This is a genomic window from Ruegeria sp. HKCCD9138 (genome assembly GCF_057220975.1).
Genome location: NZ_JBWVAZ010000004.1, coordinates 1 through 13,325 on the forward strand (window position 1 = coordinate 1; position 13,325 = coordinate 13,325).

The 13,325-nt window shown below is 58.0% G+C and carries 12 protein-coding genes and 1 tRNA gene; 12 read left to right on the forward strand and 1 reads right to left on the reverse strand.

Annotation, left to right across the window (positions count from 1 at the left end):
- Window positions 1-107: 107 nt before the first annotated feature.
- A tRNA-Thr gene (locus tag AC2TEL_RS08025) sits at window positions 108-183 on the reverse strand.
- A gap of 112 nt (window positions 184-295) precedes the next feature.
- Here AC2TEL_RS08025 and AC2TEL_RS08030 point away from each other — a divergent pair.
- From AC2TEL_RS08030 to murC, 12 genes are all read left to right on the forward strand, one after another.
- Window positions 296-1,237, forward strand: a complete 942-nt coding sequence (locus AC2TEL_RS08030; RefSeq protein ID WP_480851583.1) for a hypothetical protein — start codon at window positions 296-298, stop codon at window positions 1,235-1,237.
- A gap of 377 nt (window positions 1,238-1,614) precedes the next feature.
- Window positions 1,615-3,354 (forward strand): ABC transporter substrate-binding protein, encoded by a 1,740-nt coding sequence (locus AC2TEL_RS08035; RefSeq protein WP_480843625.1) that lies wholly within the window; start codon window positions 1,615-1,617, stop codon window positions 3,352-3,354.
- Between the two features lie 83 nt (window positions 3,355-3,437).
- Window positions 3,438-4,487 carry an ABC transporter ATP-binding protein gene (locus AC2TEL_RS08040; protein ID WP_480903103.1) on the forward strand — a complete coding sequence of 350 codons (1,050 nt, stop codon included), beginning with the start codon at window positions 3,438-3,440 and terminating at the stop codon, window positions 4,485-4,487.
- 1 nt (window position 4,488) lies between these two features.
- Window positions 4,489-5,565, forward strand: a complete 1,077-nt coding sequence (locus AC2TEL_RS08045) for an ABC transporter ATP-binding protein (protein WP_480903104.1) — start codon at window positions 4,489-4,491, stop codon at window positions 5,563-5,565.
- The gene (locus AC2TEL_RS08050; protein WP_480843620.1) at window positions 5,562-6,425 is read left to right on the forward strand and encodes a carbohydrate ABC transporter permease; all 864 of its coding nucleotides are present in this window, start codon (window positions 5,562-5,564) and stop codon (window positions 6,423-6,425) included. The genes AC2TEL_RS08045 and AC2TEL_RS08050 overlap by 4 nt, the downstream gene beginning before the upstream one ends.
- Window positions 6,422-7,219: a carbohydrate ABC transporter permease gene (locus tag AC2TEL_RS08055; RefSeq protein WP_480843618.1), complete on the forward strand. Its 798-nt coding sequence runs from the start codon at window positions 6,422-6,424 to the stop codon at window positions 7,217-7,219. The genes AC2TEL_RS08050 and AC2TEL_RS08055 overlap by 4 nt, the downstream gene beginning before the upstream one ends.
- An 8-nt stretch (window positions 7,220-7,227) precedes the next feature.
- Window positions 7,228-7,632: a DUF2160 domain-containing protein gene (locus AC2TEL_RS08060; protein WP_480903106.1), complete on the forward strand. Its 405-nt coding sequence runs from the start codon at window positions 7,228-7,230 to the stop codon at window positions 7,630-7,632.
- 65 nt (window positions 7,633-7,697) lie between these two features.
- A complete protein-coding gene (locus AC2TEL_RS08065) occupies window positions 7,698-8,093 on the forward strand; it encodes a BlaI/MecI/CopY family transcriptional regulator (protein WP_480903108.1) in 396 nt (131 codons plus the stop codon).
- Window positions 8,080-9,177, forward strand: coding sequence for a M56 family metallopeptidase (locus AC2TEL_RS08070; RefSeq protein WP_480843614.1), 1,098 nt, complete (start codon window positions 8,080-8,082; stop codon window positions 9,175-9,177). Before AC2TEL_RS08065 ends, AC2TEL_RS08070 begins: the two co-directional genes overlap by 14 nt.
- Before the next feature lie 216 nt (window positions 9,178-9,393).
- The gene (gene ftsW, locus AC2TEL_RS08075; RefSeq protein WP_480843612.1) at window positions 9,394-10,557 is read left to right on the forward strand and encodes a putative lipid II flippase FtsW; all 1,164 of its coding nucleotides are present in this window, start codon (window positions 9,394-9,396) and stop codon (window positions 10,555-10,557) included.
- Window positions 10,557-11,654 (forward strand): UDP-N-acetylglucosamine--N-acetylmuramyl-(pentapeptide) pyrophosphoryl-undecaprenol N-acetylglucosamine transferase, encoded by a 1,098-nt coding sequence (locus AC2TEL_RS08080; protein ID WP_480903109.1) that lies wholly within the window; start codon window positions 10,557-10,559, stop codon window positions 11,652-11,654. Before ftsW ends, AC2TEL_RS08080 begins: the two co-directional genes overlap by 1 nt.
- Window positions 11,651-13,048 carry a UDP-N-acetylmuramate--L-alanine ligase gene (murC, locus tag AC2TEL_RS08085; protein WP_480903111.1) on the forward strand — a complete coding sequence of 466 codons (1,398 nt, stop codon included), beginning with the start codon at window positions 11,651-11,653 and terminating at the stop codon, window positions 13,046-13,048. The genes AC2TEL_RS08080 and murC overlap by 4 nt, the downstream gene beginning before the upstream one ends.
- Window positions 13,049-13,325 lie beyond the last annotated feature (277 nt).

Sequence of the window (13,325 nt, forward strand, 5' to 3'; positions counted from 1 at the left end):
CCATCGACTATCCCAAACCTGATGGCACGTTGTCCTTTGACCGCTTGACCAACGTATCGTTTGCGATGACCAACCACGAGGAAAGCCAGATTTTTTTTCAGAAGATGTGGTGCCCCCACACGGACTCGAACCGCGGACCTACTGATTACAAATCAGTTGCTCTACCAGCTGAGCTATAGGGGCGCTGGGCGTGCATTACTGTTTCAGCACAGAGACTGCAAGCCCGAATTTGGACAATCCTGGCTTCGCTCGATTTTTCTGATAGCTCGGATCCAAATCGGTTTTTTGGGCAGGTTTGACTGCGCTGCTCGCAGCCTGTAACCCGGATGAGGACGCGCGAGAATTTGGGGTAAAATCTTACATGCAAGTGGCTATCCACGCTGGCGTTTTGTTTTCCGATGAAGGGCGGCTCATCAAACTGCTTCAGGCGAACGCCGCGTTGATAGAACAGAACAAGGGCGTCTTTTGGGGGCCTCGGCGTTACCGGCAAATTTTTCGCCCCGTTCTGAGTAATCCCGGTGGGGGCGATTCCCAGCCCGATACGCTGTCACGCTTTTTGTCTTTGCTACCTGAGGGCAGGGAGGTCGATCGGGCGATTCTATCCTGCGATTCTTTCATAGGTGAACAGGCGTCCGTAATTGCCGATGGCCAGCTTTATCCGCTCGCCGGTCAGCGTATCGCCCATTTAAGCCATCTTTTGGGTGACTTTCCCATCGAGCTTTTTATCAGCCTGCGAAACCCCGGCACGTTCATTCCAAGGGTTTTGATGTGGCTTCCAGAGTCGGAACGTCACAATATTCTCGGTACGACCGATCTGAGCTGCCTCAGTTGGCTGACCATGATCGAAGACATTCGCGACCTGGCTCCTGACGTTCATATTACTCTGTGGAGCAACGAAGATTCGCCTTTGATTTGGGGCGATATCCTACGCGCAATGGTGGGACTGCCGGAGGATGCACCGCTAAAGGGAGAATATGATTTCCTGTCGTCCTTGGTGTCGGATAACGGTAAGTACCAAATACAAAGCATGATCGAGCAGGAGCCAGCACTGCGCGGCAAGGAGTTTCGCGACGCGCTGGCGCGCGTCTTTCAGGCGCACGCTCTGCCCGATGCCATTGAAGAAGAGCTGGACCTACCAGGCTGGAGCGAAGATGTCGTTTCGGCCTTCACCGAGCTTTATGAACAGGATTTGGCGCGACTGCGGACTATGCCTGACATTCGGTTTCTGGGCGCCTGAAGGGCAGGGGCGCTGCGATCTGGCGAAAGTGAGTGCGCGAGAGAAGTGCAAATCGATTTCTGCACGTGCTGGCAACCGGATGCTTGTTTGGCGCGGTTTCCATGAATTCGGGTGCGAAGGCATACCAGTTCTGGGATGCGCAGGACGATTGGATTCTTGTCCCGGTAAAGGGCAGTTAATCAGAATCTGTCTGCAATATGTGTTTGTGTCGGCCGAAACTTCCCAAGATTTAGATAGATTGGGGTAGTATAAAGTTGTTGAAAAACAATGATCTATGCAATTACTAAAAATTTAGTTTGACACATGTGCGAAAAATCGCTGATGCTGTTGGTCATCCGGTCCCCACCGGAGAACCATAAATTTTTGGGAGGAGACAGATGCGGAGACATCTACTTTCCGCAGTGGCGGCGGCTGCCGTCATTGCGGGGCACGGTCCCGTTTGGGCCGACGAAGCCGCAGCACAACGTTGGATCGACGACGAATTCCAGCCATCAACGCTGTCGAAAGACGAACAGATGGCCGAAATGCAGTGGTTCATCGAAGCTGCACAACCTTATGCCGGCATGGAAATCAATGTGCTGTCCGAAGGCATCCCCACGCACTCGTACGAATCCGAGGTTCTGACAAAGGCGTTTGAGGAAATTACCGGTATCAAAGTCAATCACCAGATTCTTGGTGAGGGCGAGGTGGTTCAGGCCGTTCAGACCCAGTTGCAGACGGGCCGGAACCTCTATGATGGTTATGTCAACGACAGTGACCTGATCGGTACGCATTCGCGCCTGCAACTGGCCTATCCGCTGACCGACATGATGGAAGGCGATTGGGCGGCGACAACCTCGCCCACGCTGGATCTGGATGACTTCATGGGCATTCAGTTCACCACCGGTCCCGACGGCAAGCTGTATCAGCTACCCGATCAGCAGTTCGCGAACCTCTACTGGTTCCGCAAGGACTGGTTCGATGACGAGGACAACAAGGCCGCGTTCAAAGAGAAATACGGCTATGACCTCGGCGTTCCGGTCAACTGGTCCGCGTATGAAGACATCGCCGAATTCTTCACCGAAGACGTCAAGGAAATCGACGGCGTGGCGATCTATGGCCACATGGACTATGGCAAGCGTGCGCCCGACCTTGGCTGGCGCATGACCGATGCCTGGCTGTCGATGGCAGGCGCCGGAGACAAGGGTGAGCCGAACGGTGTACCCGTCGACGAATGGGGCATCCGCATGGAAGCGGGCACCTGTAACCCTGTTGGTGCGTCCGTCTCGCGCGGTGGTGCCGCAAACGGGCCTGCTGCGGTCTACGCAATCCGCAAATGGGATGAGTGGCTGCGGAACTATGCGCCTCCGGGTGCGGCGTCCTATGACTTCTACCAGTCTCTGCCGGCACTCAGCCAGGGCAACGTGGCCCAGCAGATCTTCTGGTACACCGCCTTTACCGCCGACATGGTGAAGCCGAAGTCCGAAGGCAACAACACCGTGGATGACGAAGGCACGCCGCTGTGGCGGATGGCGCCCAGCCCGCATGGCCCCTATTGGGAAGACGGCCAGAAAGTTGGCTATCAGGACGTGGGCTCTTGGACCTTCCTGAAATCGACCCCGGCGGATCGTGCTCAGGCAGCCTGGCTCTACGCTCAGTTCGTGACCTCCAAGACTGTCGATGTGAAGAAGTCCCATGTGGGCCTGACCTTCATTCGCGACAGCTCGGTCAACCACGAGTCGTTCACCGAACGCGCGCCCAAGCTGGGTGGTCTGGTCGAGTTCTACCGCTCCCCTGATCGTGTGGCATGGTCGCCGACCGGCATCAACGTTCCGGACTATCCGAAGCTGGCGCAGATCTGGTGGCAGCAGATCGGTGACGTGAACTCGGGTGCCTTCACGCCGCAAGAGGCGATGGATCGTCTGGCCGAAGAGATGGACATCACCATGGCCCGTATGCAGGCCGCGGATGAAAGCGCCGGTGTCTACGGTGGCTGCGGCCCACGCCTGAACGACCCGCAGGATCCTGCCTTCTGGCTGGAAAAAGCCGGCTCGCCCAAGGCCAAGCTGGAGAACGAAAAGCCGCAAGGTCAGACCGTCAACTATGACGAACTGGTTCAGCGCTGGCAGTCTCAGTAAGCCCCTGCAACCCCGGGGGTGCCGTCTCAGGCATCCCCACCTCAAGACCAGTGCCGCGCACTGAAGGACCGGAACCCACGGACATGATCGAACTTCAAGACGCGACCAAAAGGGTCGGCAACGTCATCCATATCAAACCCACGTCCCTGACTTTGCACACAGGCCATTTCAACGTGCTGCTCGGTGCGACAGGATCGGGCAAGACCTCTCTGATCAAGATGATGGCCGGGCTGGACCCGATCGCCTCGGGCAAAGTCCTGATGGATGGACAGGATGTGACACGGCTGAACACGCAGAAACGGCAGATCAGCCTGGTGCACCAGTTTTTCGTGAACTACCCGCATATGACTGTATTCGACAACATCGCCTCGCCGCTGCGCGTGGCAGGCATGGCACAGAGCGAAGTTGAAGGCCGCGTCGAAGAAGCCGCCGACCTGCTGCAACTGCGCCCGATGCTGTACCGCCGCCCGCACGAGTTGTCAGGCGGGCAGCAGCAGCGGACTGCGTTGGCCCGCGCCATCGCAAAGGAAAGCCGCGCGGTGTTCCTGGACGAGCCGCTGGCGAACCTCGACTATAAGCTGCGCGAAGAATTGCGCGAGCAGCTGCCCGACCTTTTCGCCGGACGCGGCGCGGTTGTGGTTTATGCCACTTCGGAACCGGAAGAGGCCCTGCTGCTGGGTGGATACACGGCCTTGATGGAAGATGGTCGCGTCACCCAGTTCGGACCAACAGCCGACATTTATCGCAACCCAGAAAACATCGCGGCCGCGCGGGTGTTTTCAGACCCGCCAATCAACGTCGCCCGCATCACTGTTTCCGGCGCTCAGGCGCAACTGGCTGGCGGAGGTGGCTGGCCGGTTACCGACATGGCCGACGGAGATTACATGGTCGCCGTACGACCCCATCGGGTAACGCCGTTCCGTTCATCCGATGATGATGTGGAACTTACTGGCCGCGTGATTGTGACCGAACTGTCCGGCTCAGATTCCAGCGCTCATTTCCAGCATGGGGATGACGCTTGGGTCTCGCTCGCCGCTGGCGTTCATCCCTATCAGGTCGGTGAGGACCATAGTTTCTACATGAACCCGGCGCATTGCCGGTATTTCGGCCAAGACGGCAAAAGGGTGGCCTGACATGGCACAGATCAAGCTTTCAAACCTGCGACACAGCTACATGCCAACGCCGAAAGGCCCGGAAGACTATGCGCTGAAGGAAATCGACGTGACGTGGCGTGATGGTGGTGCCTATGCGCTGCTCGGCCCGTCGGGCTGTGGTAAGTCCACGCTGCTGAACATCATCTCGGGGCTTTTGACGCCGTCCGATGGGCAGATTCTGTTCGGCGACCGTGACGTTACGGCCCTGCCACCCGATCAGCGCAACATCGCACAAGTGTTTCAGTTCCCGGTGATCTACGACACGATGACCGTGGGCGAGAACCTTGCGTTTCCCTTGAAAAACCGGGGCGTCGATGCTGCAACGATCGAACGCCGTGTTTCGGAGATAGCCGAAATGCTGGACGTCACGGATATGCTCAACACCCGCGCCAGCGGCCTCAGCCCGGACAACAAGCAGAAGATATCGATGGGTCGTGGTCTGGTCCGCGATGACGTGAACGCGGTGATGTTTGATGAGCCGCTGACCGTGATCGACCCGCATCTGAAGTGGAAGCTGCGGTCCAAGCTGAAAGAACTGCATCAGCGCGTGCAGGCCACGATGATCTACGTGACCCACGATCAGACCGAGGCGCTGACCTTTGCTGATGAGGTCGTGGTGATGCAGGAAGGTGAAGTGGTTCAGATCGGCACCCCGGTAGAACTGTTCGAACGCCCTCAGCACACATTTGTCGGCCACTTCATCGGCTCGCCCGGTATGAATGTCCTGCCGTGCGAGGCCAAAGGCGACCGGGCTGTTTTTGAGGGTCACGAAGTCATTTTGGAAGGCCCAACTCACGGAGACGGAGGTCGTACCGATCTGGGTATCCGGCCCGAGTATGTAGGCTTTGGCGACACCGGCATCCCGGCGCATGTGACCAAGGTTTCGGACATTGGCCGCCACTATGTCGTCAGCGCGATGGTTGGAAACACAGCCCTCAAGGCCGTGGCAGAACACAGCGTGCCCGAGCCCGGATCACAGGTCTTCCTGCAATTCAAACCTGAACAATCCCGCGTCTACCGCGACGGCTGGATCGCAACCGAGGAGCGGGCGCTATGAGAACGGAAAACCAAAGAGCATGGTTCTTTGTCCTGCCGGTGTTGGCGCTGGTTGCGTTCAACGCGCTGGTGCCGATGATGACGGTGGTCAACTACTCGGTGCAGGAAACCTTCGGGAATAACCAGTTCTTCTGGGAAGGACTGGGTTGGTTCGAGCAGATCCTGCGCTCCGACCGGTTCCAGGCCGCACTTGGCCGACAGTTCCTGTTCACCTTCCTGATCCTCATCATCGAAGTTCCACTGGGTATCATCGTCGCCCTATCCATGCCGCGCAAAGGCTTCTGGGTGCCGGTCTGTCTGGTACTGATGGCTCTGCCGATGCTGATCCCGTGGAACGTGGTCGGGTCGATGTGGAACATCTTCACCCTGCCTCAGATCGGCCTGCTGGGATACTTCCTGAATGACGTTCTGGGTATCAACTATGACATGACGCAGCAGCCGATCTCGGCCTGGATCACCGTCGTCGTCATGGATGTCTGGCACTGGACCTCGCTGGTCGTGCTGCTGTGCTACGCCGGTCTCGTGTCGATCCCGGATGCCTATTATCAGGCTGCCAAGATCGACGGCGCCAGCCCGTGGTCGGTGTTCCGCTATATCCAACTGCCGAAGATGAAAACGGTCCTGACCATCGCAGTGCTTCTACGGTTCATGGACAGTTTCAACATCTACACCGAGCCTTTCGTTCTGACCGGCGGTGGCCCCGGCAACTCAACCACCTTGCTGTCGATCGACCTTGTGAAGATCGCGCTGGGACAGTTCGACCTTGGCCCCGCGGCCGCGATGAGCCTGATCTACTTCGCCATCACGCTGCTGGTCTCTTGGGTCTTCTACACTCTGATGACAAAGGATGACGCGCAATGAAGAAGCGGTCCCTGATCCCGATCCTCTATATCGCGTTCCTGATGCTGCCGATCTATTGGCTGGTGGCGATGTCCTTCAAGACCACGAACGAGATACTGTCGGGCTTTTCCCTGTTTCCCCAAACCTTTACGCTGGAGAATTACATCACCATCTTCACCGATCCGACGTGGTATTGGGGCTACCTCAACTCGATCATCTATGTGACGATCAACACCGTGCTTTCGGTCTGTGTTGCGCTGCCAGCGGCCTATGCGTTCTCGCGTTATCGGTTCCTGGGTGACAAGCAGCTGTTCTTCTGGCTGCTGACCAACCGGATGGCCCCGGCGGCTGTGTTCGCGCTGCCGTTCTTCCAGCTTTATTCGTCGATCCACCTCTTCGACACCTATCTGGCCGTGGCGCTGGCGCACACACTGTTCAACGTGCCTCTGGCGGTGTGGATTTTGGAAGGCTTCATGCGCGGCATCCCGAAAGAACTGGACGAAACGGCCTATGTCGACGGCTATTCTTTCCCACGTTTCTTCGTGACGATCTTCCTGCCCAACATCAAGGCGGGCGTGGGTGTCGCGGCGTTCTTCTGTTTCATGTTCTCTTGGGTGGAAATGCTGCTGGCCAAGACCCTGACAGCGGTCGAGGCCAAACCCATCGCCGCCGTGATGACCCGGACGGCATCCAGCGCAGGGTATGAGCTGGGCTTGCTGGCCGCTGCGGGAACGCTGACCATCATCCCCGGCGCCATCGTCATCTGGTTTGTCCGCAACTACATCGCGCGCGGTTTCGCGATGGGACGTGTGTGAGGTTCGATATGCGTAAACTTCTTCTCATCCTCCCCTTCCTGCCAAAAACGGCCTTTGCCCAGGCGCAGGCCGGATGGGGCAATGTCGGCCAACAGGAGGAAAAAGGGTTTTCCTGGACCGATCCGCTGTGGCCAGACTTTTGGATGGCATGGACGCCCGCAACGCTGGCTGTGTTCATAGGCATATTTTCAGCCATAGCCCTGATCGGCGTTATGGAGGTCCTCAAATTCCGCGATGGGATCGAACGGCGCGGTGTACTGGGCCTGACGACAACTTTGGGGGATCGGCTGTTCATAACGCTTCTGGGCTCGGCCTACATTTTCCTGGCATGGCTTGGATTGGTGGGGCAGCCGGTCTGGACACCGCTGTTCCTGTCGATCGGTTGGGGTATTTTTGTGTTCTGGAAAGTTTAGGCTTTGAGAATGGGCGAAAGAATGCTTCTCTGACGGGCATACCAAAAATGGCGACACCTGGACCGATGCGAAAGAAAAAGACAACGAACCTTCTGACCGAAGTCGAGCTTGAGTTCATGAATGAGCTTTGGGCTCTGGGTCAGGGTTCGGTCCGCGATGTCTTGGATCGCCTGCCGCCCGAACGAAATCTGGCCTATACATCCGGCGCAACGATCTTGCGCATTCTCGACGAGAAAGGATTTGTCGAAAGCCACAAGGGCGGCAAGTCGCTGATTTACAAACCGCTTCTGGAAAAGGACAGGTACCAGACGCGGTCGCTGCAGAACCTCTCGCGAACACTGTTTGACGACACACCCGCGACGTTGGTCGCGCGGCTGGTCGACGACGCGGGTCTGAGTGAAGCTGATCTGGAGGAAATTCGAGCACTGGTAGAAAGGAGACTGCAAAATGACGGCGGTTAAACCGGTTCTCGATCTTTATCTGGAGCTGAATCTGGTTCTGGTTTTGTCTTTGCTGATCTGGTTCGCGGCTCGATTTGTTTTTGCGCGCACCTCTATGAGGTACGCTTATTTCGGTCAGCTTCGTGTCCTGAAGGTGCTTCTGGCCTGTATTCTGCTCAGTCCTGTTCTGGCTTTGGGTTGCTCGGTCCTTGTCGAGTTTTTCTGGCCGGGTCGGGCTGTGGCGCTGGGCGACCTTGCCGTGGCGGCTTATCTGCGAGGAGAGATTGCGTTGCCGGCCACGCAGTTCGAGGTACTTTTAAACACGCGCGAACGTTGGATTGATGGGCTTCTTAACGGCAGCTCTTTTGCCGCAACCGCTTTGCTGGCGGCGATGGCAATCGGTGCAGTGATCTTAACCATCCGCGTCGTGGTTGCCGCTATGCGCATTCGCGAAACGATCAACTCAAGCTTTCTATGGCGGCAATCTGCCAAAGTTGATGTAAGACTTTCTGACCGCATCCTTGTTCCGTTTGCCGTGCGCGGTCTGCGCCGCCGTCATGTTGTTCTGCCAAGCCACCTGATCGACAAACCCAGGGAATTGCGCTTTGCCATCGCGCATGAATTCCAACACGTGCGGGCGGGGGACGTGGAATGGGAGCTTATTCTGGAATGCCTGCGCCCCTTGTTTTTCTGGAACCCGGCGTATCCACTTCTGAAATATCAGTTCGAACGGCTCAGGGAATTGGGTTGTGACCAATCCATTGTCGCGCGTCGCCGTCTGGATGCAGCCGATTACGCGAACTGCCTTCTGGATTACTGTGCACGAACGTTCGGCAAGGAACGACCCAATGTTCTTAACGTGGCCTTCGTGGACGGTGGACGCGCCAAACGGGTGCTGCGGCAGCGCGTGCTGGCCTTGGCCGATGCACCGATGCGGCAGCAAAACCTGCAAGTATTGGTTCTGGGGTTCACGCTGGTCTTTGCCGCATTGCTTGCCTTTGGATCGGCTTCGATGCAGCAGTCGGATGACTGGAGCCATGATCGGATCATGCTTTCAACCGTCATCAACCTCGAACGGTTGGCCGTAAGGAACGGCGGCGACTGATTCACATATCTTGCCCGCGAAACGTGAAGGTCTGCCAAGTGTAAGCTCTGCGCTGGTTTGCGATCAGGTCGCAATGATCTGACAGGGGCACTTTCGATAGGCCTGTTTTTGCCGGACCGCCCATTCAAGACGCTGGCCTGAACGAAAGTTTCACTGTAGACTCTCAATCAGATCCCGAAAACGGGACGTTAACGAGGCAGATAGTGGCGGTATCTCATGACTGAGATGGTGTATGGCGCGGTCCAGAACCAGCGCGGCGAACCGATTCTACCAAAATGGTGGCGAACGATTGATCGCTGGACAATGTCCTGTGTTCTGATCCTGTTTGTGATTGGGTTGTTGCTTGGGTTGGCCTCGTCGCCGCCCCTTGCCGGGCGAAACGGGTTCGATCCATTCCACTATGTCGAGCGCCAGGCCCTGTTCGGGGGTTTGGCGCTGATTGCCATGCTATTGACGTCGATGATGTCGCCAACCTTGGTGCGGCGTCTGGCTGTGCTGGGTTTTCTGGCCGCTTTCGTGGCTCTGGTCTTCCTTCCGGTGTTTGGCACCGATTTTGGGAAAGGGGCGGTGCGTTGGTATTCACTTGGCTTTGCTGCACTGCAACCTTCGGAGTTCCTGAAGCCCGGTTTTGTCGTGGTCGCGGCGTGGTTACTGGCCGCTTCGCAAGAGATTAACGGCCCACCGGGACGCTTGTGGTCCTTTGCGCTGTGCATGGCCATTGTGGGTATGCTGGTAATGCAGCCCGATTTTGGTCAGGCCTGTCTGATCCTCTTTGGTTGGGGCGTGATGTATTTCGTGGCAGGGGCACCCATGCTGTTGTTGGTCGGTATGGCAGGATTTGTCGTTCTGGGCGGCATGTTTGCCTATTCGAATTCCGAGCATTTCGCCCGCCGCATCGACGGATTTTTGAACCAAGAGGTCGATCCGACCACCCAGCTTGGCTATGCCACCAACGCCATCCGCGAAGGTGGCCTGTTTGGAGTTGGCGTGGGAGAGGGGCAGGTAAAATGGTCGCTGCCCGATGCCCATACGGATTTCATCATAGCCGTTGCCGCTGAAGAATACGGTCTGATCCTGGTGCTGATCATCATCGCGCTGTATTCGATTATCGTTGTTCGCTCATTGCTGCGGCTGATGCGGGAACGGGATATGTTCATTCGTCTCGCGGGCACAGGTCTGGCATGCATGTTCGGTGTTCAGGCGATGATAAATATGGGCGTTGCCGTGCGCCTTTTGCCAGCAAAGGGCATGACGTTACCGTTCGTTAGCTATGGTGGCTCGTCGCTGATCGCGGGCGGCATCGCGGTGGGCATGCTGCTGGCCTTCACGCGAACGCGCCCACAGGGTGAGCTTGGCGAAATTCTACGCGGGCGAGGTTGATGAGCAAACCCTACCTTCTGATTGCGGCTGGCGGCACCGGGGGCCACATGTTCCCCGCGCAGGCGCTGGCCGAGGCGATGCTGCACAAAGGATGGCGCGTGCGTCTGTCCACCGACGCGCGCGGCGCGAGGTATACCGGGGGCTTTCCTCATTCGACCGAAATCGCCGAGGCGTCATCTGCCACCTTCGCCCGTGGCGGGCTGGCCGCCAAGGCAATGGCCGGGCCCAAAATCGCAGGTGGCGTCACCAGCATGGCGCTTCAGATGATGCGGGATCGACCGGATGTTGTCGTAGGATTCGGCGGTTATCCGTCGATCCCCGCGCTGGGTGCAGCGACCATGTTGAAGATCCCGCGTATGATCCATGAACAGAACGGTGTTCTGGGGCGCGTGAACCAGCTATTCGCCGCGCGTGTGGCCAACGTGGCCTGCGGTGTTTGGCCAACCGACTTGCCCGACGGCGTGAACGGTATCCACACCGGTAACCCGGTGCGCGCCGCCGTTCTGGACCGTGCCGCAGCCGCTTACATTTCTCCGGGCGACTACCCGATGTCGATCCTCGTGATGGGCGGCTCGCAGGGGGCCCGTATCCTGAGTGACGTGGTGCCCGATGCCATCGCCGCGCTGCCCGACGACTTGCGCGGCCACATCCGCGTGGCGCATCAGGCCCGCGACGAGGACGCAGAACGTGTCACCGCTTTCTATGCCGATCACGGTATTCTGGCCGAGGTGAAGCCATTCTTTCAGGACGTCCCGCGTCGCATGACCGAAGCGCAGCTGGTTATCTCTCGGTCCGGAGCGTCCAGCGTCGCCGACATCTCGGTCATTGGTCGCCCGTCCATCCTGATCCCCTTCGCTGCTGCCGCCGGCGATCACCAGACCGCAAATGCACGTGGGCTGGTTCAGGCAGGCGGGGCGATCATGATCCCTGAAAATGCGCTTGACGTTTCCGCGCTGACAGAGCAAATCACCGCAGTTCTGACCAACCCCGAAGCCGCACAGAAAATGGCCCATGCCGCCTTGTCGGTCGGGGCGCCTGACGCCACCGAGCGTCTGGTCGCCCTCGTCGAACAACTGGCGCAGAAGGAGACCACATGAATCCAGCCACCAAATTGCCGCAGGACGTAGGACCGATTCACTTTGTTGGGATCGGCGGGATCGGGATGTCAGGTATTGCCGAGGTGCTGCTGAATCTGGGCTATCGGGTGCAGGGTTCCGACCTCAAGACGTCAAAGATCACCGACCGTCTGGCCGCGTTGGGTGCCGAGATATTTGTGGGCCAGCGTGCCGAGAACCTGAAAAACGCCGCCGTGGTCGTCGTGTCGACCGCCATCAAACCGGGCAACCCCGAACTGGATGAGGCGCGGGCTCAGGGTCTGCCCGTCGTCCGCCGCGCCGACATGCTGGCCGAGCTGATGCGCCTGCGGTCCAACGTTGCCATCGCAGGAACGCACGGCAAGACGACCACGACCACGATGATGGCCGAACTGATGGTGGCGGGCGATTTTGACCCAACCGTGATCAATGGCGGTATCATTCATGCTTACGGGTCGAACGCCCGGATGGGGCAGGGCGAATGGATGGTGGTCGAGGCCGACGAATCCGATGGCTCGTTCAATCGACTGCCTGCAACGATTGCTATCGTCACCAATATTGACCCCGAGCATATGGAGCATTGGGGTGATTTCGACACTCTGCGCGACGGCTTCTACGAGTTTGTCTCGAACCTCCCGTTCTACGGCCTCGCAGTCTGTTGCACGGACCACGCCGAGGTTCAGACGCTGGTGGGCCGCATCACCGACCGCCGGGTGCGCACCTACGGGTTCAACGCACAGGCGGATGTGCGCGCGGTAAACCTGACCTACAAGGGTGGCATCGCGCATTTCGACATCCACCTTCAGTACGAAGACACGGTGATCGAGGGCTGCACTCTGCCGATGCCGGGGGACCACAACGTTTCGAACGCGCTGTCGGCGGCGGCGGTTGCGCGCCATCTGGGCATGAAGGCTTCGGAAATACGCGATGCGCTGGCCAATTTCGGCGGCGTCAATCGCCGTTTTACTAAGGTGGGAGAGATCGGCGGCGTGACTGTTATCGACGACTACGGCCACCACCCGGTCGAAATCGCGGCGGTTCTTAAAGCGGCGCGTCAGGCGACTGAAGGCCGTGTTATCGCCGTGCACCAACCGCACCGATTTTCGCGGCTGTCGAACCTGTTCGACGATTTCTGCACCTGCTTCAATGATGCCGATGTTGTTGCAATTGCAGAGGTTTTTGCTGCCGGAGAAGACCCGATCGAAGGCGCCAGCCGTGACGACCTTGTCGAGGGGTTGATCCGTCACGGTCACCGTCATGCCCGTGCGATCCTCAACGAGGACGATCTGGAGCGCCTCGTGCGCGAACAGGCCCGCCCTGGAGATATGGTCGTCTGTTTGGGCGCGGGTACGATCAGCGCCTGGGCAAACGGATTGCCTGAAAGATTGCGCGGTTAAGTGTCGTTTCTTGTTCTTATTGTCTTGCCACTTATCGGGGCTTGCTTTGGTGTTTTGCCAAACTGGTTGTTCGGTTCCCTGACCCTGCTGTTCCTTGGTTGGCTAGGTTATGAGTATTTCATCGCTTCTTCTTCAATCGAGGCGACAACGCTCAGGTTTTCCTCCCTTTTGCTTGTCTATTCATTGCCTGTATTGTTAGTTGGGTTTTTTCTCGGGCGATGGGCAAGGGGGCCACGTTCACGTAACAAGTAATTGAAAAATTGACGTGCCCGAGTTG

What these genes read in the sequence shown, in the direction of transcription:
- ftsW (WP_480843612.1), top strand. Translation starts at nt 9,394, where the DNA reads ATGACTGAGATGGTGTATGGCGCGGTCCAGAACCAGCGCGGCGAACCG.
- AC2TEL_RS08065 (WP_480903108.1), top strand. Translation starts at nt 7,698, where the DNA reads ATGCGAAAGAAAAAGACAACGAACCTTCTGACCGAAGTCGAGCTTGAG.
- AC2TEL_RS08035 (WP_480843625.1), top strand. Translation starts at nt 1,615, where the DNA reads ATGCGGAGACATCTACTTTCCGCAGTGGCGGCGGCTGCCGTCATTGCG.
- AC2TEL_RS08040 (WP_480903103.1), top strand. Translation starts at nt 3,438, where the DNA reads ATGATCGAACTTCAAGACGCGACCAAAAGGGTCGGCAACGTCATCCAT.
- AC2TEL_RS08055 (WP_480843618.1), top strand. Translation starts at nt 6,422, where the DNA reads ATGAAGAAGCGGTCCCTGATCCCGATCCTCTATATCGCGTTCCTGATG.
- AC2TEL_RS08080 (WP_480903109.1), top strand. Translation starts at nt 10,557, where the DNA reads ATGAGCAAACCCTACCTTCTGATTGCGGCTGGCGGCACCGGGGGCCAC.
- AC2TEL_RS08060 (WP_480903106.1), top strand. Translation starts at nt 7,228, where the DNA reads ATGCGTAAACTTCTTCTCATCCTCCCCTTCCTGCCAAAAACGGCCTTT.
- AC2TEL_RS08070 (WP_480843614.1), top strand. Translation starts at nt 8,080, where the DNA reads ATGACGGCGGTTAAACCGGTTCTCGATCTTTATCTGGAGCTGAATCTG.
- AC2TEL_RS08045 (WP_480903104.1), top strand. Translation starts at nt 4,489, where the DNA reads ATGGCACAGATCAAGCTTTCAAACCTGCGACACAGCTACATGCCAACG.
- AC2TEL_RS08050 (WP_480843620.1), top strand. Translation starts at nt 5,562, where the DNA reads ATGAGAACGGAAAACCAAAGAGCATGGTTCTTTGTCCTGCCGGTGTTG.
- murC (WP_480903111.1), top strand. Translation starts at nt 11,651, where the DNA reads ATGAATCCAGCCACCAAATTGCCGCAGGACGTAGGACCGATTCACTTT.